16 protein-coding genes are annotated in these 19,701 nt (G+C 61.7%); 9 read left to right on the plus strand and 7 right to left on the minus strand.

Annotation, left to right across the window (positions count from 1 at the left end; all coding sequences use genetic code 11):
- Positions 1-11 precede the first annotated feature (11 nt).
- Positions 12-3,593 carry a transporter substrate-binding domain-containing protein gene (locus HX821_RS09970; protein ID WP_177035682.1) on the plus strand — a complete coding sequence of 1,194 codons (3,582 nt, stop codon included), beginning with the start codon at positions 12-14 and terminating at the stop codon, positions 3,591-3,593.
- Positions 3,594-3,666: 73 nt separating this feature from the next.
- Positions 3,667-4,911, plus strand: a complete 1,245-nt coding sequence (locus HX821_RS09975) for an EAL domain-containing protein (RefSeq protein ID WP_102605533.1) — start codon at positions 3,667-3,669, stop codon at positions 4,909-4,911.
- Here HX821_RS09975 and HX821_RS09980 read toward each other — a convergent pair.
- A complete protein-coding gene (locus tag HX821_RS09980; protein ID WP_003209573.1) occupies positions 4,880-5,533 on the minus strand; it encodes a response regulator transcription factor in 654 nt (217 codons plus the stop codon). The genes HX821_RS09975 and HX821_RS09980 overlap by 32 nt on opposite strands.
- A gap of 150 nt (positions 5,534-5,683) precedes the next feature.
- The gene (locus tag HX821_RS09985) at positions 5,684-5,884 is read right to left on the minus strand and encodes a hypothetical protein (protein ID WP_003209572.1); all 201 of its coding nucleotides are present in this window, start codon (positions 5,882-5,884) and stop codon (positions 5,684-5,686) included.
- 302 nt (positions 5,885-6,186) lie between these two features.
- Between HX821_RS09985 and HX821_RS09990 the strand changes: the two genes are divergently transcribed.
- The gene (locus HX821_RS09990; protein ID WP_003209570.1) at positions 6,187-6,471 is read left to right on the plus strand and encodes a DUF3509 domain-containing protein; all 285 of its coding nucleotides are present in this window, start codon (positions 6,187-6,189) and stop codon (positions 6,469-6,471) included.
- A gap of 171 nt (positions 6,472-6,642) precedes the next feature.
- Here HX821_RS09990 and HX821_RS09995 read toward each other — a convergent pair whose 3' ends face one another.
- Together HX821_RS09995 and HX821_RS10000 are read right to left on the minus strand one after the other, a co-directional pair.
- Positions 6,643-7,521 (minus strand): TIGR02285 family protein, encoded by an 879-nt coding sequence (locus tag HX821_RS09995; protein WP_134325815.1) that lies wholly within the window; start codon positions 7,519-7,521, stop codon positions 6,643-6,645.
- Positions 7,521-8,720: a CaiB/BaiF CoA-transferase family protein gene (locus HX821_RS10000; protein WP_003209568.1), complete on the minus strand. Its 1,200-nt coding sequence runs from the start codon at positions 8,718-8,720 to the stop codon at positions 7,521-7,523. The genes HX821_RS09995 and HX821_RS10000 overlap by 1 nt, the downstream gene beginning before the upstream one ends.
- Positions 8,721-8,865: 145 nt before the next feature.
- On the opposite strand from HX821_RS10000, the gene HX821_RS10005 reads away from it, so the two are divergent.
- The 6 genes from HX821_RS10005 to HX821_RS10030 all read left to right on the plus strand — a co-directional run bounded on the left by HX821_RS10005 (position 8,866) and on the right by HX821_RS10030 (position 14,158).
- Positions 8,866-9,408 (plus strand): YaeQ family protein, encoded by a 543-nt coding sequence (locus HX821_RS10005; RefSeq protein WP_003209567.1) that lies wholly within the window; start codon positions 8,866-8,868, stop codon positions 9,406-9,408.
- A gap of 186 nt (positions 9,409-9,594) precedes the next feature.
- Positions 9,595-11,304 (plus strand): single-stranded-DNA-specific exonuclease RecJ, encoded by a 1,710-nt coding sequence (gene recJ, locus HX821_RS10010; RefSeq protein WP_008438230.1) that lies wholly within the window; start codon positions 9,595-9,597, stop codon positions 11,302-11,304.
- A 151-nt stretch (positions 11,305-11,455) separates the two neighbouring features.
- Positions 11,456-12,562, plus strand: a complete 1,107-nt coding sequence (locus HX821_RS10015; protein WP_003209564.1) for an NADH:flavin oxidoreductase/NADH oxidase — start codon at positions 11,456-11,458, stop codon at positions 12,560-12,562.
- Positions 12,563-12,754: 192 nt separating this feature from the next.
- Positions 12,755-13,255 carry an ATP-binding protein gene (locus HX821_RS10020; RefSeq protein WP_177035683.1) on the plus strand — a complete coding sequence of 167 codons (501 nt, stop codon included), beginning with the start codon at positions 12,755-12,757 and terminating at the stop codon, positions 13,253-13,255.
- Positions 13,239-13,775: a GNAT family N-acetyltransferase gene (locus HX821_RS10025; RefSeq protein WP_102605530.1), complete on the plus strand. Its 537-nt coding sequence runs from the start codon at positions 13,239-13,241 to the stop codon at positions 13,773-13,775. Before HX821_RS10020 ends, HX821_RS10025 begins: the two co-directional genes overlap by 17 nt.
- A gap of 197 nt (positions 13,776-13,972) precedes the next feature.
- Positions 13,973-14,158, plus strand: coding sequence for a hypothetical protein (locus HX821_RS10030; protein ID WP_003209560.1), 186 nt, complete (start codon positions 13,973-13,975; stop codon positions 14,156-14,158).
- A gap of 45 nt (positions 14,159-14,203) precedes the next feature.
- On the opposite strand, the gene HX821_RS10035 is transcribed toward HX821_RS10030, so the two are convergent.
- The 3 genes from HX821_RS10035 to HX821_RS10045 all read right to left on the minus strand — a co-directional run bounded on the left by HX821_RS10035 (position 14,204) and on the right by HX821_RS10045 (position 19,652).
- Entirely contained in the window at positions 14,204-15,829 is a 1,626-nt protein-coding gene (locus HX821_RS10035) for a glucan biosynthesis protein D (RefSeq protein WP_008438223.1), read from the minus strand.
- Positions 15,830-16,190: 361 nt separating this feature from the next.
- Positions 16,191-18,053: an FAD/NAD(P)-binding protein gene (locus tag HX821_RS10040; RefSeq protein WP_177035684.1), complete on the minus strand. Its 1,863-nt coding sequence runs from the start codon at positions 18,051-18,053 to the stop codon at positions 16,191-16,193.
- 174 nt (positions 18,054-18,227) lie between these two features.
- Positions 18,228-19,652 (minus strand): gamma-aminobutyraldehyde dehydrogenase, encoded by a 1,425-nt coding sequence (locus HX821_RS10045; RefSeq protein ID WP_003209554.1) that lies wholly within the window; start codon positions 19,650-19,652, stop codon positions 18,228-18,230.
- Positions 19,653-19,701 lie beyond the last annotated feature (49 nt).

The raw sequence follows: 19,701 nt of genomic DNA on the forward strand, positions 1-19,701 counted from the left end.
AAACCCAACCGGTGTATTTATCGACCCGAGCACACGCGTGGCTGGCATGTGTGCTGCTGCTTGGCCATGGTTCGGCAAGCCTCGCGGCTGTCAGCCTGCCGTTCAAGCTGGTGCCGGCGTTCATTGCCCTGGAGCCCATGCCCCTGACGGTCAGCGAGCAGCAATGGCTGGCGGCCCATCGGCCACTGAGAGTGGGCATTTCGATTGATGACTATCAGCCGATCGATATCACCCGCGACCGCAATCGCTACCAGGGCATCAGCGCCGATTACCTGAGCCTGATCGGCGCGCGTCTGCATGCACCGATGCAAGTCCTGGGTTTTGCCGAGCGGGCGCAGGCGGTGGAGGCCCTGCGGAGCGGCGCCATCGATATTCTCACCAGTGCCAACGGTTACGAGCGTGATGTGTCGGGGTTGCGCTTTACCGAAGACTACATGCCGGACCGCTCGGTGGTGGTCGTGCGCCGGGATGACAGCACCCAGAACGAGGACCTCAAGGACAAGAAGCTGGTGTTGCTGGACGGTTACGCCAACGTCAAGAACGTCCATCAGGCGTATCCCGGCAGCCACATCATGCTGGCACCGAATCTCTACAGTGGCCTCGAAGCGCTGAAGCAAGGTGATGCCGATGCGTTTATCGGCAACGAAGTGATCGTGCGCGCCTATAAATCGCTACGGCCCTACCTGGGCTTGCAGATCAAGGTGGAAAGCCGGCTGGCGCCCATCGGCTTTGCCTTTGCCACGCGGGAGGCCGACCCGTTGTTGGGGACGCTGATGGACCGGGCGCTGGCGAGTATTGATGAGTCTGTGCGGCGGGAGATCCTTGCGCGCTGGACCACCGGACTGGGGGTGGGCATTGCCGCCGAGCGCATCGCCTTGTCGGCCCCGGAGCGGGCCTGGGTACTTCAGCATCCGCATGTGGTGGTGGCGTCCCAGCAACTGTCTCCCTATGTATTCAAGGACAAGGACGGCCAGTGGGTGGGGCTGAATGTGGACTTGCTCAACCGCATTTCACGCATGACCGGCCTGCAGTTCGTGATGGAGGAAGTGTCTTCCACGGCACAGACCCTGGGGTTGCTGGAAACGGGCAGGGCGGACATGAACACCACCCTGGCCGAGAATCAGGAGCGCAAGGCCTTTCTCGATTTCAGCCATGGGGTCGGGGGCTCAGGCTGGGTGTTTATCCAGCGCGCTGACGCACCGCCAGTGGCCAGTTTGAGCGAGCTTTCAGGCAAGGTGCTGGCGCTGCCGGCACGCCATGTCCTGGAGGGATATATTCGTCGCGAGCACCCCGGGATCAAGCTGCAATCGGTGGATAACTACGTCCAGGCCCGTGAGCTGGTAACGCAGGGTCGCGCGGCGGCGACTATCCAGAGTGAAGTGGAAGTACAGAGTTACCCGGCCGATGAGTTGCGCATCGGCCGCAGTGTCGAGGGCAAGTGGTCGGCCAACAGCCTGTCGGTGCGCAAGGATCAACCGGAACTGCTGAGCATTTTGAACAAGGCGCTGGAAGCGCTGCCGGTCGCGGAATTGAGCGCCCTGCGTTTGCGTTGGCTGGGTAGCGTACCCGTCCCGGTGCCGGCCTGGCAGCGGGTGCCGCCATGGGCCTACTGGACGGTCGCCATGGCGCTGCTGTTTGTGCTGGTGTCCCTGGCCTGGAACAGCCGGCTCAAGCGCCAGATTCGCCAGCGCCTCCAGGCCGAGCAGCGGCTCAACGACCAGTTGGCGTTCAAGCGCGCGCTGCTGGACGGCATGCCCAACCCGGTATTCGTGCGTGATCTGGAAGGACGCCTGGTGACCTGCAACACCAGCTATGAACAACAGTTGAACACCCGGCGCGAGCAGATCCAGGGCCTGACGCTGATGGAAAGCGGGCTGATGCCTGACGCTACGGCCGCGCGCCTGCATGCCGGCCACATGGAGCAATTGGCGAGCCAGCAGTCGCTGTTCGTCGACCGGCAGCTGGAGTTCAATGGCGGGGCGTTTCATGTGTATCAGTGGACGGTGCCGTTCTTCGACGCCAAGGGCCAGCTCCAGGGTTTGCTCGGTGGCTGGGTCGATATCAACGAGCGCAAGGTCCTGGAGCTCCAGCTGATGGATGCGCGGCAGGCCGCTGACGAAGCGAACTACGCAAAAAGCGCGTTTCTCTCGACCCTGAGCCACGAGATTCGCACGCCGATGACCGCCATTATCGGTCTGCTTGAGCTGGAGCAGGAGCGTGCCCAGGCTGAAGGCAAGACAGTGTCTGAAGCCCTTCGAGTGGCCCATCGCTCGGCGCGTGAGTTGATTGCCCTGATGGGTGACAGCCTCGACCTGGCCAAGATTGAAGCCGGTCATCTGCAACTGGCGCCGCAGGCCACTGACTTGAAAGGTTTCTTCGAGGGCATACAGCGCTTGTTCGAACCCATGGCGCAGAAAAAGGGCCTTCACCTGACCCTGGCATTCGACCCGAGCGCGCAAGGGTATTACTGGTTCGACCCGCTGCGCCTGCGTCAGGTTATCCATAACCTGTTGGGCAACGCGCTCAAGTTCACCTCGCGCGGCGAGGTTCGGGTCAGTGTTGCGCGCAAGCTTGACCCGGCGGGGGCCGAATATTTGCACCTGTGTGTGGAGGACAGCGGGCCGGGCATTGGCGTCGAGCAGCAGGCGCGAGTGTTCAAGCCGTTTATCCAGGTCAGCGCGCGGACGGCTGCCGAGCACGGCGGCACAGGACTGGGCTTGAGCATCTGCCAGCAACTGGTGGAATTGATGGGAGGCAGCATCACCCTGAGCAGCGTGGTGGGAGAGGGCACGGTGGTGTGCATCGACCTGTACCTGGATCGGGTCATCAGTGACGACGTGCCGGCATCTGCCGGTGTACCGCTGCTGGTCGCCGGCCGCAACCTGTCGGTGTTGGTGGTGGATGACCTGCCGGCCAATCGGCTGGTGCTGGTTCAGCAGTTGCAGTTCCTGGGTCATCAAGTAGTGGCCGTCGACTCGGCCGAAGCGGCCTTGCAGCGTTGGCACCATGAGGTGTTTGACGTCCTGGTCACCGATTGCAATATGCCGGGCATGTCCGGCTACGCCTTGAGTGAGGCCATCCGCCGGCTTGAAGCCCAGGAGCAACGGCCACGCCTGGCGCTGGTGGGGTGCACGGCGAATGCCCAGGATGACGAACAGCAGCGCTGCCGGGAGGCGGGAATGGATGAACTGCTGGTCAAGCCCGTGACCCTTGAGCACTGGACGCGTGTGCTCGCCCGCGTTGTGCCTGCACGCTCTTTCAGCATCCAGACCCTGCGCACCATGACCCAGGCCGACGGACCGATTTTGCAGCGGATGCTGCAGGAGCTGGCGAGGAGCCTTGAGCAGGAGCATAGCCTGATGGCCTCCGCCATGGCGGACCACGACCAGGTCCGGCTGGCCGCCTCGCTGCACCGCCTGAAGGGCATATGCTGCCTGGTGGATGCGTTGCCGCTGGCCAAGGCCTGTGTGGCGCTGGAAGGGTGTATTCGGGAGCAGCGCAACGCTGAGATTGAAATGCATTGGTTAGCGCTGCGCGAAGCATTGATCGAATTTCAGGTCGAGCTTGAGGCTTATCTGGACCCGTCCGAATAAGACATGTCCTATGGGGAAGGCGCGGGGTTTTTATTAGTCTGTGCACCCTCGCTTCTCCCCGGTAACGTTTTTCATGCGCTCCCTCAACGTCCTGATCCTCGAAGATAACCCGTTCCAACTGATGGCCCTGCATCAGATGCTCAACGCCAACGGCGTATTCAATGTACGCACGGCCGAAACGGTCGACGCCGCTCGCCAGTCACTGGAGAGCAAGGGCGCGGTGGACATCGCGATTTGCGATCTGTACCTGGAGCAGGGTGATGGCCTTGAGCTGATTCGGGAAATGGCCGAGCGCCGCCAGGCTCAGGTGTTGATCCTGCTGAGCAACGCCGAGCCGGATGTGCTGGAAGGCGTGGCGCACATGGCCCGACAGTTGGGGCTCAACGTGCTCGGCTGCCTGCCCAAGCCGGCGTCGGCAACGCTGATCGGGAAAGTCCTCGAGGCGTGCCGGGAGCGCTTGCGGCCCGGGCCGCCGGTGGTGTCCTGGGAGCGGGTGCGCCAGCTGCTGGACTTGAGCGAATCCGAGCAGTTGCCGCCTTCGGCGGATCTGAGCCAGGCCGCTATCGCCCGCTGCGGCGCGGTCTGGTATCAGCCCATTGTCAGCCAGGCGGGCGCGTTGCAAGGTGTTGAAGCGCTGGCCCGCTGGCAGCTTCCTGACGGCGAGTTGCTGTTGCCTGACGCGTTTCTGCCGGTGCTGGAGTTTGCCGGAATGGAAGAGGCGTTTACCTGGCACGTGCTGGAACAAGCGCTGGGCCAGGCGGCACACGTCATGCGCGAAACCGGGCAGGTGCTGCCGGTGGCGGTGAATATCCCGGGGCGGATGCTGGAGCGTCCGCACTTTCCCCAAGTGCTGCAAGGCTTGCTGCAACTTCACGGCGTGCCCGCCCGTGGCCTGACCCTGGAACTGGTGGAAACCTCGCGCCTGAACACCGACAGCGCCCACGTCACCGGCTTGCTGCGTTTGCGGATGATGGGGTGCAAGCTGTCCATCGGTGATTTCGGCGTGGGCGGCACCAGCCTGCAACGCTTGCTGGAATTGCCCTTCAGCGAATTGAAGATCCCGCCGGCGTTTGCCAGCGGCATGGCCAGGGACGATCGCAAGGCGGCAGTGGTTGCCGGCGCCATGAGCATGGCGAGGCGACTGGGTGTGGGTGTGGTGGTGACCGGGGTTGAAAGCGCCGCCGACTATCACGCGGTGAGTGAACTGGGGGCTGCGTGGTTGCAAGGCTGCTTTATCGCCGGCCCCATGGACGCCGAGGCGCTCAAGCAGTGGATCGCGTTTCAGGCTAGGCCAGCCCGTGTTCCTGCACATAGATAAACAGCGCGGCGTCGTTGCTCAGGCCCAGCTTGCGCATGGCGCTGACCTTTTGTGCACTGACGGTTTGCTTGCTGCGATGAAGATTCGCGGCGATCTCGCCTACCGTCAGGCCGCCGGCCAGCAGGCGGATGACTTCCAGTTCACGGGGTGATAGTTGATCCTGGGAGTGCACACGCTCGACGCCTGCCAGGTTCAGTGACTGACTGATGGTCTGGGCCACATAACGTCGCTGCTGGCGCACCTGACGGATTGCTTCAGGCAATTCGTCTGCGAGACTGGCCTTGCTCAGCAGGCCCATGACACCCAACTCCAGGATGGCGTGGAACAGGCCGGCGTTGTTCAGCATGGTCACCACCACGATGGGCAGGCCCGGGTGATGCCGGCGCAGTTGTTCGATCAGGCGCAAGCCGTCGGCCTGGGGCTCGGCGGGCATCATGAAGTCGGTCACCAGAATGTCGCAGGCACAACGTTGCAGCAGTTCGCCAAGGGCCTGGGGTGAGTTGGCTTCACCGACGATGGTTAGCCTCTCGTCACGTTCCAGGACTGCCCGCAGACCGATGAGGAAAATCGGGTGGTCGTCGGCGAGGACGATGCGCAATGGCTTGTCAGACGTTTCGTTCAATACAGGCTCCCGGGGTAATTCGGGGATTCTAGCCTGTTAACGCAGGAGAGGGTCTGAAGGTGCGGTTTACAAAGGTGTAAAAAACGCCGCGTCCCCGTCCGTGGGGCAGCGGCGTTTTTCGTTTCTGGCAGGCCCGGTCGGAGTGATCGTTTAGGCGAGTAGTTTCTGAGCCACTGCCATTACGGTTCCGACAGCCGTGAAGAAGCCGATGGCGATACCAACGGGATACCAGAAATTCTCTCGGGTTATCTTGTGGGATTCTGCGTTTAGCTTGCGTTGCTCGGCATAAATTCTGGATATGTCGGCGTGAATCTTCTCTAGTATTGCCTGCTCTTTTTCGTGTTCCAGCATGGTCTTCGTCCTTCGCAACGGGGCCTTTTGGTATGCGCTGTTTATCGATGTGCCGGCATGATCAGCACTCACCGAGTATAGGATTCACCCTCGGCATCAGCGCCAAAACGGCAACTCATTGAGTAAGCAGTTATGTGCTGCCGTTTTTTGCTTGTCATGTTGCAAGCGCATGCTGGACACGTCATCCCCCGGCAACCCTTGAAAGACGAAAAAGCGAACTTTCCTACGACGCAAATAGTCACTTAGGATAGATGCAGCTCCCGTTTACACGATTGTTTCCGAACTATTGAGTGGTGATCGAGATGGAAAGTATCAGCCTATTGCTCGGTGAAGCACTGAGCCCTTATCAGGTCACGCTGACCACCTCGGGTGTGCAGGGCGAATGCCTGGTGACCGTAAAGAATCCGGCCGGTGCCATCGTGGTCGAACGAGAAGTCGACCAGGCACAATTGACCGACAAGCGTGCATTGGTGGATGTGGTGGACTGTTTGCACCGCGACTTGATGATTGCCGAAGGACGCCTGGAACCCTCGGTCATGGCGGCGCTGCGCAATGCGGCCCTGACGCGGCCGATTGCCTGCGCATGAAGATTTATTTTTGTTGGGAACCTTCCTACGGCAAGGTGAGTCAGATTTTGTAACAGCGAGATCAAGCATTGTGCTCCGGTGCTTGTGGCTCGTTGTTACTGGTCTTTTTAGGCCCTTATTAACCCCGAGTTGTCTCCCCACTGCTCGGGGTTTCTTTTTGCCTGCGATTTGTCATGGGCTCGGGGCATCCTGGAAAAACGTCGGGTGGTCTTGCAGGTATTGCTCACGCATGACCGGGTCGAGCCATGAGGCGTAGGACTGTCGCAGTTGCTCCTGCGGGATCTCGCGCAGCACCTGATTGATCCGCTCGATAGCCGTGCGGCCTGAGGCGTTATCCGTGCAGGCAATCCGGGTCAGTTGATAGGGCGGGGTGCCTTTGATGGGGTAGAAGATCAGCTCTTGTGGATCAATGCCTTGTTGCAGCGCCTGGTAGCGCACTTCTGTCCAGTAACCCAGCACCGCTTCCAGCCGCCCCTTTCGTTGCATCTGCAGCAGGCTGCCGAGGGCGTCATTGCCGTAATGTGGCGCCAGTTTGTGAGCACTGGTGTGCTTCAGCGCTTCATCGATGATGGCGCCGTAGCTGCGTTCGGCGATGATGCCAAGGCGCGCATCCCGTGCATTCAAAAATGCCTCCAGGTCGAACAGTCCATCCACCACAAACGGCGCCAGCAGCGCCCGCTGACCCTGGCGGATCGTCACCCCGTTGCTCACGGCCGCGAAGGCCTGGGCGGAAAACACGATGGTTTTAGCGCGCTCCGCCGTCCACAGCAGGGACGGGTCGCAGGTAAGCGTGCCGGGGTCGCGGAGCATCTGCATGCCGCGCGCGCGGTTCACGTGGAGGATCTGATGTCGATACTCCGGCATGTGTTCGGCGAGTATCGGCAGCAGTTGGTCGAGGGCGCCCTGGCCTTTTTGCGGGCCTTCGAAAATCGTCACTGGCGGCAGGTCACGCAACAGCCAGGTCAGGGTTTCCTGGGCCTGGCTCGACAGTGGCCAAGTCCCGAGCAGTGAACCCAGGAGGCAGAGTCGAATGATGAAGCGCCGGCCCATCAGATCGCGCCGTTCTCACGCAGGCGGGCAACGGCGGCCGCGTCGTAGCCCAATTCAGCGAGCACCACGCTGTTATGCTCGCCCAACTGCGGTCCGACCCACTCACAACTGCCCGGTGTGTCCGACAGTTTGGGCACGATGCCGGGCATCTTGAAGTCCTTGCCGCCTGGGAGCTGCGCCTTGAGGAACATCTCGCGGGCGAGAAATTGCGGGTCTCCCAGCATGTCTTGCGCGCTGTAGATACGGCTGGCGGGCACTTCGGCCTTGTTCAACTGTTCCACCACTTGCTCAAGCGGCAGCGAGTTGACCCAGCGATCAATCACCCCGTACAACTCATCGCGCCGGCTGTCGCGGCCATCGTTGCTGGCCAGTGCCGGGTCGTTGGCCAGGTCGTCGCGACCAATGGCTGACATGAAGCGCTTGAAGATCGCGTCGCCATTGGCGCCGATCTGCACATGCTTGCCATCTTTGCTGGTGTGGATCGAGGAGGGCGTGATGCCGGGCATGATGTTGCCGGTGCGCTCGCGGATAAAGCCGAACACGTCGAACTCCGGGATCATGCTCTCCATCATCGCGAAGATCGCTTCATACAGCGCCACATCCACCACCTGGCCGAGCCCGCCATTCACTTCACGATGACGCAGGGCCATCAGCGCCCCGATCACGGCCCACAACGCCGCGATCGAGTCCCCGATGGAAATCCCGGTGCGCACCGGCGGGCGGTCCTCGAAACCGGTGATGTAACGCAGGCCCCCCATGGATTCGCCCACCGCGCCAAACCCTGGCTGGTCCTTCATCGGCCCGGTCTGGCCAAAGCCCGAGAGGCGTACCATCACCAGTTTCGGGTTCAGGGCGTGCAAGGTTTCCCAGCTCAGGCCGAGCTTTTCCAGCACGCCAGGGCGAAAGTTCTCAATCAAAATGTCGGCATCCGCCAACAGTTGCTTGAGGATCGCCAGGCCGTCCGGGTGTTTCAGGTTCAGGGTCAGGGATTTCTTGTTGCGCGCCTGCACAAACCACCACAGCGAGGTGCCTTCATACAGCTTGCGCCACTTGCGCAGCGGGTCGCCGCCATCCGGGGATTCGACCTTGATCACCTCGGCGCCGAACTCGGCGCAGATGCGCGACGCAAACGGGCCGGCGATCAAGGTGCCGAGTTCGATGACTTTCAGGCCGGCAAGTGGTTTGGCGGTAAACGACATGAGGAACCTTTCGGGCAGGGCAGGGATGTGAGCCTTTTAACATAGGCGAGTGGCGCAGTGATAAGGATGATGCAGCGCAGTATTCGTTGAATCACCTCGCCATCGGTTAGACTTGCCGCCTTTCCCTGTCTCTAGAAGTCCGTTCATGGCCCAGCCGTCCACGACCTACAAGTTTGAACTCAACCTCACCGACCTTGACCGTTCGGTGTACGAGAGCGTCAAGCAGACCATCGCCCGCCACCCTTCGGAAACCGAAGAGCGCATGACCGTGCGTTTGCTGGCCTACGCGCTTTTCTACAACGAGCAGCTGTCTTTCGGTCGTGGCCTGTCAGATGTAGACGAGCCGGCGCTGTGGGAAAAAAGCCTGGATGATCGCGTCCTGCACTGGATCGAAGTCGGCCAGCCGGATGCGGACCGTCTGACCTGGTGTTCCCGTCGTACCGAACGCACCACCTTGCTGGCCTATGGCAGCTTGCGCGTCTGGGAAGGCAAAGTGGTGCCGGTGGCGAAGAACCTGAAAAACGTGAGCATCGCCGCCGTACCCCAGGAAATCCTGGAAGTGCTGGCCAAGGACATGCCCCGGGTGATCAAGTGGGACGTGATGATCAGCGAAGGCACGATCTTCGTGACCGATGACCGTGGGCAGCACGAAGTCCAGCTGGAATGGCTGGCTGGCGAGCGCGGCTGAAACGTCGATAACTGATTGGACGCTGGTCGAGTGTGGGAGCTGTCGAGCTTCAGCGAGGCTGCGATGCAGGCGCTGCGGTCTGACAGGTACACCGAGGTGATCCCATCGCAGCCTCGCTGGGGCTCGACAGCTCCTGCAAGGGATCACCGCTAATTTTCAACATTAAAGAGAAGCTTCCGTCACCCCATGCGTATCGATCCTCGCCCGTTGCCCGCCGTCCTGCCATTCCTCGGTGAATTGCCACCGTTGTTGACCCGTCTCTACGCCGCACGCGGGGTGCAATCGGAAGCCGAGCTGGATAAAAGCCTGGCGCGGCTGATCCCGTATCAGCAGCTCAAGGGCATCGATGCCGCGGTGGACTTGCTGGTGACGGCCCTGGAGCAGCGCCAGCGGATCCTGATCGTGGGTGACTTCGACGCCGACGGCGCCACCGCCAGCACCGTGGGCACCCTGGGCCTGCGCTTGTTGGGCGCCGCCCATGTCGACTACCTGGTGCCCAACCGTTTCGAATACGGCTACGGCCTGACCCCGGAAATCGTCGCCGTGGCCCTGCAGCGCCAGCCACAGCTGCTGATCACCGTGGACAACGGTATCTCCAGCGTCGAAGGCGTGGCGGCCGCGAAAGCGGCGGGGCTCAAGGTGCTGGTTACCGACCACCACTTGCCGGGCGACGAACTGCCCGCAGCCGACGCCATCGTCAACCCGAACCAGCCGGGCTGTGAATTCCCCAGCAAGGCCCTGGCCGGTGTGGGCGTGATCTTCTACGTGCTGATGGCCCTGCGTGCGCGCTTGCGCAGTTTGGGTTGGTACGAGAACAAGCCGCAGCCGAATATCGGCGAACTGCTGGACCTGGTGGCCTTGGGCAGCGTGGCCGACGTGGTCCCGCTGGACGCCAACAATCGCATCCTGGTCTACCAGGGCCTGGAACGCATTCGCGCCGGTCGTGCCCGGCCGGGGATCAAGGCGATCCTCGAAGTGGCCAAGCGCGATCACGCCCGCATCACCTCCACCGACCTTGGTTTTATCCTCGGCCCGCGCCTGAACGCCGCCGGGCGCCTGGATGACATGAGCCTGGGTATCGAGTGCCTGCTCACCTCGGATTTCGCCGCCGCCCGGGAAATGGCCGCGCAACTGGACGGCATGAACCAGGACCGCAAGTCCATCGAACAAGGCATGCAGCGCGAGGCCCTGGCCCAGCTCAAGGACTTGCCGGTGGAGTCGATGCCGTATGGCTTGTGCCTGTTCGACCCGGAATGGCACCAGGGCGTGATCGGCATCCTTGCCTCGCGCATGAAAGAGCGTTACTTCCGCCCGACCATCGCCTTTGCCGACGCCGGTGACGGCCTGCTCAAGGGCTCCGGGCGCTCCGTGCCGGGTTTTCATATTCGTGACGCGCTGGCCGTGGTGGCCAGCCAGCACCCAACGCTGATCGCCAAGTACGGCGGCCACGCCATGGCGGCAGGTCTTACCTTGCCCGAGGCCAACTTCCCACTGTTCGCCGAGGCCTTTGACGCCGAAGTGCGTCGGCAACTGCGCGAAGAAGACCTGACGGGCCGGCTGCTGTCCGACGGCACCCTCGCGGTTGAAGAGTTTCACCTGGAACTGGCCCGCGCCCTGCGCAACGCCGGGCCGTGGGGCCAGCATTTCCCAGAGCCGTTGTTTCACGGGGTGTTCCAACTGGTGGAGCAGCGCGTCGTCGGCGAGCGCCATCTGAAGGTGGTGCTCAAGAGCGAGTGTGGATCGGTGAAGCTCGATGGCATTGCTTTCGGCATCGACCGCGAGATCTGGCCCAACCCCACCATTCGCTGGGTGGAACTGGCCTACAAGCTCGACGTGAACGAGTTCCGTGGCCAGGAAACCGTGCAACTGATGATCGCGCATATCGAGCCGCGCTGAACCCTGTGCAATCCTCTGTTGTCGACTAGTCTCTAAGCACTGTGTGATCGGTCTTGTGACCTTGTCTTATTTCAGCCCGCCGGGGACGGGTTTTTCGTCGACCTTTCAAACAGAACCCTGGAGCCTGCCCACTGCATAAAAGAGGTGCCCCATGAGTCTGCTGCTTGAACCCTATACCCTGCGCCAACTGACCCTGCTCAACCGCATCGCCGTGTCACCAATGTGCCAGTATTCCAGCGTCGATGGCCTGGCCAATGACTGGCACCTGGTGCACCTCGGCAGCCGTGCCGTCGGTGGCGCCGGGCTGATCTTTACCGAAGCCACCGCCGTGACTGCCGATGGCCGCATCACCGCCCAGGACCTGGGCCTGTGGAACGACGAACAGATCGAACCGCTGCAACGCATCACGCGCTTTATCAATGCCCAGGGCGCGGTGGCGGGCATTCAACTGGCCCACGCCGGGCGCAAAGCCAGCACGCACCGGCCATGGATCGGCAAGCACGGCAGCGTCAAGCCGGAAGATGGCGGCTGGGTGCCGGTGGGCCCCTCGCCGATTGCCTTCGATCCGCAGCACACTTCCCCCAAGCAACTCGATGAAGGGCAGATCCAGCAAGTGATCGCTGACTTCGTCGCTGCCGCCAAGCGCGCGTTGACCGCCGGTTTCAAAGTGGCGGAAATCCATGCCGCCCATGGCTACCTGTTGCATCAATTTCTTTCGCCCCTGAGCAACCAGCGCCAGGACCAGTACGGCGGCTCGTTCGAAAACCGCATCCGCCTGGTGCTGCAAGTGACCACGGCGGTGCGTGAGGCCTGGCCGCAGGAGCTGCCGCTGTTTGTGCGGGTCTCGGCCACCGATTGGGTCGAGGACGGCTGGAACCCGGATGAAACCGTCGAACTGGCGCGCCGCCTGAAAGACCTGGGCGTCGACCTGATCGACGTCTCCTCGGGTGGCACCGCGGCCAATGCGGAAATTCCTACCGGGCCCGGCTACCAGACCCGCTTTGCCGAGCGTGTGCGCAAAGAGTCGGGAATCGCCACCGGCACCGTGGGCATGATTACCGAGCCCGCCCAGGCCGAGCACATCTTGCGCACCTGCCAGGCCGATATCATTTTCCTCGCCCGTGAACTGTTGCGTGACCCGTACTGGCCACTGCATGCCGACGATGACCTGGGTGGGCGCAAAGCCACCTGGCCGGCGCAGTATCAGCGGGCTACGCATCGCGACCAGCCGATTCATGAGTCGGATTTGCGGGATTAACCTTGCGTAGGAAAACGCCTGAAGCTAATGTCGAAACTATGACTCTATTACTGAACGCCTCGATTATTCCCACCCTCCAGGAGAGGGTGGGCTGACGCGTGCTGGAAAAGCATGAAAAACCCGCCCTTGATCCGGCGGGTTTTTTATTGCCCGCCGATCACCGGCCAAGCCCTGCGACCCAAGGAGAAGCTCATGTTGCACCTGATCTGCGGCAAAATCGCATCCGGTAAATCGACCCTGACCCAACAGTTGTCGCAGGGCTCCCAGGCGATCCTGATCAGTGAGGATGAGTGGCTGTCACGCCTCTACCCCGGACAAATTCACGCCCTGGGCGACTACGTGCGCTGCACCGGCCACCTGCGTGATGCGTTGACGGCGCATATCATCGCGTTGCTCGGGGCCGGCCTGTCGGTGGTGCTGGATTTTCCGGCGAACACGTTGGCCAGTCGCCGCTGGATGCGCTCACTGTTCGAAGGCGCAGGCGCTGACCACCAATTGCATTACCTGGACGTACCGGACGAGGTCTGCAAGGCACGCCTGCGTGCGCGCAACGCGGAGGGTACCCACGCGTTCGAAACCAGTGACGCCCAGTTCGACTTGATCACCGGCTATTTCGAAGCACCGACACCTGCGGAAGGCTTCAACCTTGTTCACCATCAACCCTTGGAAGCACAGCATGTTGATCAAGCGTGACCTGACCGAAAAGGACCTGCCGTTGCTGGCGCTGATTGACCGTACCGAAAGGATCGAGGCGTGCTATCGCGTGGAGCACGGGGAGTTGCTGCTGTACCCCGAGCACCACGACATGCGCGGCTGGCCCGAAGGCGAAGCCGAGCAGGATGCCGTGGCCTTGCAGGCGTGCCTGAAGCGCGGCGGGTGGCTGCACGGTGTGTTTGACGATGCAAAGCTGCTGGCGGCCGTGGTAGTGGACAACCGGGTTATCCTCAACCAGGGCCTGCGTATGCGCCAGCTCAAATTCCTGCATGTGAGCCATGGGGCCCGTGGCCTGGGCCTGGGTGGCCAGCTGTTTGCCCTGGCCTGTGAACACGCCCGCGCAGCCGGGGCCGAGGCGTTGTACGTATCGGCCACGGAATCGCGCAATACGGTGGAGTTCTATCTGCGGCTCGGCTGCCGGTTGCTCAAGCAGCCGGATCCCGAGCTGTTTCAACAGGAGCCGCACGACATCCACCTGTACCGGCCGCTTGTGGGATAACGCTGTAGGTCATTGCCCTGCAAGCATTTTTTTAAGTGATTACTCTAAAAAAGTCCCACGCCCTGCAAGATAGTTTCTACGCTTAAGGTAAGCATGATTTCTGGCCCAGGAAATCAGCTTGTTGATCCTCGCAGGTCGCATCGCGGGATGGGGTTATGGGCAACCAGGAGCAGTTGATTGATACGAGGAGACAGTCCATGGCCAAGTCTTATGGTGTAGCGGGGGTGTTGTCGTCTTTTCTGGCCCGCAGGATGTCGCTGCGCAGCCGACGCCTGAGTTCGGACGAAGAGCAATTGCTGGAACAGTACCGCGCCCTGACCGAGAGTGATCAGGTGGCGATGCGGTACTTGATCGGGGCGATGAAGAGTATTTCGCGGTTCTGAAGATCCCGAAGGGGCGTTCCCACGCGAGCGTGGGAACGTTCGGTATCAGGTGTACTTGCGCTTGTCTGGTGCAGGTGGGAAGTATTGGTACAGCCAGGTTTCGCTCAAAGTGCGGTCCTGGGTGCGGATGAACAGCCGCAGTTCAACCGGCTCGACGCTGTCGCTGGTCGGGTACCAGTCAAACAGAATTCGATAGCCCTTGATGGCATCCAGTACCAACACGCTGAAGTCTTTGACCTCACCATGGGAGCAGGTCACCACCGGCTCGATCCCGGTGCCTTCAGGCAAACGATCCAGCCCGCCGCCGTTGAAGTCCACGGCAAAACGCCGCGCCCAGACATCGGGGTAGTGCTCGCCCGGCGCCCAACCTTCGGTGAAACCGCCCATGCCCGAACGGGTGGCATTGACCTGCGCCAGTGGCGTGCTGACCGGCGGCAGGGCGCTCCAGTAGAGCTTGTAGCCGTAGTTCAGGGATTCGCCGGCAGCGACGGGCTTCTTCGGGGTCCAGAAGGCCACGATGTTGTCCAGGGTCTCGCCGGTTGTAGGAATTTCCAGCAGATCGATAGAGCCTTCACCCCACGCAGTAGTAGGTTCTACCCACAGGCTTGGGCGTTTGCTGTACCAGTCCACCGTGTCCTGATAGCTGGCGAACTCATGATCGGTCTGCACCAGGCCGAAGCCTTTCGGGTCGGTGTCGGCAAACGCGTTGAATTGCAGGGTAGCCGGGTTGTTCAGCGGGCGGCAGATCCACTCGCCATTGCCGCGCCACATGGCCAGGCGATCCGAGTCGTGGATTTGCGGGTGAATGGTGTCGCACATCCGCCGCTCAACGGTGCCGCAGCTGAACATGCTGGTCATCGGTGCGATGCCCAGTTGCTCGATGGCGGTACGCGCATTGATATGGGCGTCGATGGCCATTACCACCTGGTTGGCCTGGCAGTCGATATCGAAGCGATAGGCACCAGTGGCGCTCGGCGAATCCAGCAGGGCGTAGACCACGAAGCGGGTGCTGTCCTTGTCCGGGGTTTCGAACCAGAACTTGGTGAAGTCCGGGAATTCCTCGCGCTTTTTCGCGTAGGTGTCGATGGCCAGGCCGCGTGCGGAAAGGCCGTACTGGCCGGTGGAATCCACCGCACGGAAGTAGCTGGCGCCGAGGAAGGACAGCACGTCGTGGCGGTCCAGTTCCGGGGCCTTGAACAGCTTGAAGCCGGAGAAACCCAGGTCGCCGGTCAACTGCTTGGTGTCTACCGTGGTTTTTTCATAGTTGAACAGCGAAGGGCGGAAGTGCACCTCGCGGGCCTGGCGGGTTTTCGGGTCGACGCTGTACATGCGCACCGGCGTCTTGAAGCCCATGCCGACGTGGAAGAACTGCACGTCCAACTGGCCGTTCAATTCTTTCCACAGCGAATGCTTGCCGTCGTAGCCGATGGCGTTGAAATTCTGCGGGGTCATGGTCGCCAGGGTCGGCGGCAATACCTGCTTGGTGTCCTGGTAGCGATTGCTTGCCAACTGCTTGGCCTGGATCTTCAGGGCCTCGAAATCGAAGGCCTGGGCCTCGCCATCAGCGGCGCGGTTGCCCGCCCAGGCCTGGGCGGCCAGCAGGCCACTGGCCGACAGACCGGTGTAAGCCGCGATGGCCATGGACGCTTTGAGCAAATTCCTGCGGTGCATAAATACAACCTGTCGTGAACAATCCCGCGCCGTTCCTGGCACGTGCTGGATCAAGGAAAACGGTTCGGACATGCCTTCGGCCAAACGCAACGGACATTAAACAGATGCCAAATAGCTTAAGCGGTTCGGTGCGCAAGGAAAAATGATTGATGGCGGGTTGATGGCGCTGCATATGAAACAAGACGTTTCTGTGGAAACCGTGTGGTGAGGGAGCTTGCTCCCGTTGGGGCGCGAAGCGACCCCAGCTCAGGCGATGGAGATCCTTCAGGGATATCTCGATCGCCTGGTTTGGGGCTGCTGCGCAGCCCAGCGGGAGCAAGCTCCCTCGCCACAATAATCTCTTCCTTCAGGAATGCCGGGATCAGCCCACTTCGCCTACCGCTCGATATGCCTCATCAATCGCCGCATGGGCATACGCGCTCCATGCGGCATCCGAGTTGGCGATGCTCACATGTCCCACCGGCTGGCGCGCCAGGTCCTTCAGTTTTTCGCTTTCATCGGCATCGTCAAACAAGCTGTTGGAGAAGGTCGCATAGCCGTGTGACCAACGGTTGACAGTGATCGCCAGAATGTCGGTCTGGTGGTTGAAACCGCCCGGGCCGAGCATGCGCTGCAGCTGATCCCGCAGTTGCGCTTCCAGTTGTTCAAATGTCTGCCCATACAACTTGCCCCGCCCGGCGCGGGCCTGGTCGCGGCCGTTCATGCCGCTGTTGGGGCTGGTGGGCACGTACACCATGTGCAAACCAATCGGCTGCGTCGGGTCGCGCGGGTGCTCGTAGCCGCCCATGCTCACCGGGTAATCCAGCTTGATCCGGCTGTAAGGCTGGGTCGCTGCATAAATCTCGTGCACCCCCAGCTTCTGGAACGAGATCCAGTTGCGCACCACCACTTTGGTGTAGACCAGCGGGTACTTCACGTTCTGGCTCAGGGCCTGGGCTTGTTCTGCCGGCAGATCGCGCAGCAGGTACGGGATCATCATGTTGTAGCAGGCCAGGATGCAGCGTTTGCCGCGGACCTGTGCGAGTTGGCCGCCACGGCTGTAGCCGATGTGCACACCTTCACCGACGTTACGCACACTGACCGCAGTGCTGTTCAAACGCACCCGCACCGGCGTCCTGGGCTGATCAAGCCTGGCGTAGTCAAACGGCGCCAGCACGATGTCATCCATGGTGTGCCCCGGTGCCACTGCCGGAATCAGGCTGCGCACCAGCAAGCGTGCCAGCGAGGCGTTGCCGTCGGGGAAGTGGTAGATGTAGGGTTCTTCCATTTCTGCGGCGGCTTCTTCGCTGATCGGTGCCAGGTTCATTCCGCCGAAGCCAGGGAAACCCACGCTGTAGGCATCAGCCGACGCCACCGCGTCGATACTCAAGGCCATGAAGTCGTTGGTGCGGCTTTGGAAGTACTTCACCGCGCCTTCCGAGAGTCCTACGTTCTTGAGCAGGAAATCGCGGTAGCTGGTGGTCGCGAGGTACTCGGCCTTTTCCTCGGCAGTCTTGCCCGGCAGGTAATCCTTGGGCGCGACGTGCAAGGCAATCAGCGCCTGACGGTCGGTTTCCGGCAGCGGGAAATCATTGATGAAGTCGCTGATGGAGCGCGCATGCAACTGGTCCGGGGCGATGTCGTCGGCGACCATCGGCGTCGGGTCGCCGGTCACCAGTTTGTCTTCGCCAAAGTTTTCCTTGTCGAAGAACACCCCACGGGACAAACCCAGGCCCGGGTAGAACTGGCGGTCGAAGGCGGTCTCGAAGCGCTTGATGTTCACCCCGAGTTTTTTCAACAGCCCGTTTACTTCCTTGCTGTAAAGATGATTCGGTGACTGGAACGCTTCGCTGCCGCCGTAGCCGATGATCAGCCGGCCACCGGCCTGGAACTCATTGCGCTTGGCATGGCCGCCGAAGTCGTCGTGGTTCTCCAGGATCAGGATCTTCGCCTTCGGGTGCTTCTCACGGTAGAACCACGCCGCCGACAAACCGCTCAAGCCACCGCCGACCACCACCAGGTCGTAGTCTTCGGTGATCGGCAGTTTATCGGTGTCGAAGGCCTTCTTTTCCCAGCCCATCTGGTGGGCAACTTCGAATGAGCCGACATGGCTGCCGCGCAAGCCGGTGAGGGCGGGCGGGTAGTAGCGGCCATCGGGAGCGGCCTGGAGGATTTGCAGCGGGGTCATACCGGCGGCAATCGTGATAGCGACGCCGTTGAGGAAGTCGCGGCGGGTGATGTCCATGGGAACCTGCGAATTATTTATTGTTATGAGATCCCTGCAGGAGCCGGCTGTTGTGGCGAGGGAGCTTGCTCCCGCTGGGCTGCGTAGCGGCCCCAAAAAACCTGGGAGCACCTCGCACTACAGCGGGAGCAAGCTCCCTCGCCACAGTGAGCTCGCTTCGACAGGGGTAAAGGGTCAGTGCTTGAACATCACATGGCGAACGGTGGTGTAGTCCTCCAGGCCGTACATGGACATGTCCTTGCCGTAGCCGGACAGTTTCTGACCGCCATGGGGCATTTCGCTGACCAGCATGAAGTGGGTGTTCACCCAGGTGCAGCCGTACTGCAACCGTGCAGCCAGGCGATGGGCGCGGCCGACATCGGCGGTCCACACGGAAGAGGCCAGGCCGTAGTCCGAATCGTTGGCCCAGGCCAATACCTGGGCCTCGTCGTTGAATTTGGTTACCGACACTACTGGCCCGAACACTTCGCGGCGCACGATTTCATCGTCCTGCTGCGCGTCGGCCAACACCGTCGGTTCGAAGAAGAACCCGTTGCCTTCCACCGCCTTGCCACCCGTGATCAGGCGGATATGGGATTGCGCCACGGCACGCTCCACAAACCCGGCCACACGGTCACGGTGCTGTGCGGTGATCAGCGGGCCCAGCTCGGTGGCCGGGTCATCCTGCAAACCGTATTTGATGCTGGCAACCGCCGCGCCGAGCTTCTCGACGAACGCGTCGTAGATATCGGCCTGTGCATAAATCCGGCACGCAGCGGTGCAATCCTGCCCGGCGTTGTAGAAGCCGAAGGTGCGAATGCCTTCCACCGCCGCGTCGATATCGGCGTCGTTGAAGATGATCACCGGCGCCTTGCCGCCCAGTTCCATGTGCATGCGTTTGACGCTGTCGGCAGTGCTGGAAATGATATTGGCCCCGGTGGCAATCGAACCGGTCAGCGACACCATGCGCACTTTCGGGTGATTCACCAGCGGGCTGCCCACGGTTGGCCCACGGCCAAACACCAGGTTGAGTACACCGGCCGGGAAAATCTCAGCGGCCAGTTCCACCAGGCGCAGCGCGGTCAGCGGGGTTTGTTCCGAAGGCTTGAGCACCACGGTATTACCGGCGGCCAAGGCCGGGGCGATTTTCCAGGCGACCATCATCAGCGGGTAGTTCCACGGCGCGATGGAGGCAATTACGCCCACCGGGTCACGGCGGATCATCGAGGTGTGGCCCGGCAGGTACTCGCCGCCGGCCGAACCGCTCATGCAGCGGCTGGCGCCGGCGAAGAAGCGGAACACATCGGCCACCGCCGGGATCTCGTCGTTCAGCGCCGCGCTGTAGGGTTTTCCGCAGTTGTCCGACTCAAGCTTTGCCAGCTCTGCGCCGTGGGCTTCGATGGCGTCGGCGAGTTTGAGCAGCAGCAGCGAGCGATCCTTCGGTGGCGTTTGCGACCAGCCTTCAAAAGCGCTGTCGGCAGCACGCACGGCGGCGTCGACCTGGGCTTCGCTGGCTTCCTTGATTTCCACCAGTACCCGACCCAACGCCGGGTTGAACACCGGCTGCGCCGGGCCTTCGCCTTCGACCAGATGGCCGTTGATCAGCAGTTTGGTTTGCATGGTTCATTCCTCTTAAAGCTGCATCGTTTCCCCTGCCGAAACCGGTTCA

It is taken from the genome of Pseudomonas sp. B6001 (assembly GCF_013386015.1).
Taxonomy (GTDB): domain Bacteria; phylum Pseudomonadota; class Gammaproteobacteria; order Pseudomonadales; family Pseudomonadaceae; genus Aquipseudomonas.

What these genes read in the sequence shown, in the direction of transcription:
- HX821_RS09995 (WP_134325815.1), bottom strand. Translation starts at nt 7,521, where the DNA reads ATGGGCCGGCGCTTCATCATTCGACTCTGCCTCCTGGGTTCACTGCTC.
- HX821_RS10005 (WP_003209567.1), top strand. Translation starts at nt 8,866, where the DNA reads ATGGCCCAGCCGTCCACGACCTACAAGTTTGAACTCAACCTCACCGAC.
- HX821_RS10025 (WP_102605530.1), top strand. Translation starts at nt 13,239, where the DNA reads ATGTTGATCAAGCGTGACCTGACCGAAAAGGACCTGCCGTTGCTGGCG.
- recJ (WP_008438230.1), top strand. Translation starts at nt 9,595, where the DNA reads ATGCGTATCGATCCTCGCCCGTTGCCCGCCGTCCTGCCATTCCTCGGT.
- HX821_RS10000 (WP_003209568.1), bottom strand. Translation starts at nt 8,720, where the DNA reads ATGTCGTTTACCGCCAAACCACTTGCCGGCCTGAAAGTCATCGAACTC.
- HX821_RS10040 (WP_177035684.1), bottom strand. Translation starts at nt 18,053, where the DNA reads ATGGACATCACCCGCCGCGACTTCCTCAACGGCGTCGCTATCACGATT.
- HX821_RS10020 (WP_177035683.1), top strand. Translation starts at nt 12,755, where the DNA reads ATGTTGCACCTGATCTGCGGCAAAATCGCATCCGGTAAATCGACCCTG.
- HX821_RS10035 (WP_008438223.1), bottom strand. Translation starts at nt 15,829, where the DNA reads ATGCACCGCAGGAATTTGCTCAAAGCGTCCATGGCCATCGCGGCTTAC.
- HX821_RS10045 (WP_003209554.1), bottom strand. Translation starts at nt 19,652, where the DNA reads ATGCAAACCAAACTGCTGATCAACGGCCATCTGGTCGAAGGCGAAGGC.
- HX821_RS09975 (WP_102605533.1), top strand. Translation starts at nt 3,667, where the DNA reads ATGCGCTCCCTCAACGTCCTGATCCTCGAAGATAACCCGTTCCAACTG.
- HX821_RS10030 (WP_003209560.1), top strand. Translation starts at nt 13,973, where the DNA reads ATGGCCAAGTCTTATGGTGTAGCGGGGGTGTTGTCGTCTTTTCTGGCC.
- HX821_RS09990 (WP_003209570.1), top strand. Translation starts at nt 6,187, where the DNA reads ATGGAAAGTATCAGCCTATTGCTCGGTGAAGCACTGAGCCCTTATCAG.
- HX821_RS10015 (WP_003209564.1), top strand. Translation starts at nt 11,456, where the DNA reads ATGAGTCTGCTGCTTGAACCCTATACCCTGCGCCAACTGACCCTGCTC.
- HX821_RS09985 (WP_003209572.1), bottom strand. Translation starts at nt 5,884, where the DNA reads ATGCTGGAACACGAAAAAGAGCAGGCAATACTAGAGAAGATTCACGCC.